1 protein-coding gene is annotated in these 252 nt (G+C 71.8%); it reads left to right on the forward strand.

Annotated elements, in window-relative coordinates; all coding sequences use genetic code 11:
* Positions 1-252 (forward strand): VIT family protein (locus HKX41_12475; protein NNC24951.1); only part of this gene is annotated, 252 nt, incomplete at both ends.

Consider the following 252-nt stretch of genomic DNA (forward strand, 5'->3'; position numbering starts at 1 on the left):
GGCGTCGCCGCCAGCGGCGCCGACGCCGGCGCGATCCTGACCTCGGGTATCGCCGGCACCGTGGCCGGGGCGATGTCGATGGTCGCCGGCGAATACGTGTCGGTGCGCTCGCAGGCCGACACCGAGCACGCCGACATCGCCGTTGAAAAACGCGAGCTGGCCGAGAACCCGCACGCCGAACTCGAAGAGCTGGCGCACATCTACGTGCAGCGCGGACTCACGCCGGAACTGGCGCGCGAGGTCGCGCGCCAG

The sequence above is a fragment of the Salifodinibacter halophilus genome (genome assembly GCA_012999515.1).
Classification (GTDB): Bacteria; Pseudomonadota; Gammaproteobacteria; order Nevskiales; family Salinisphaeraceae; genus Salifodinibacter; species Salifodinibacter halophilus.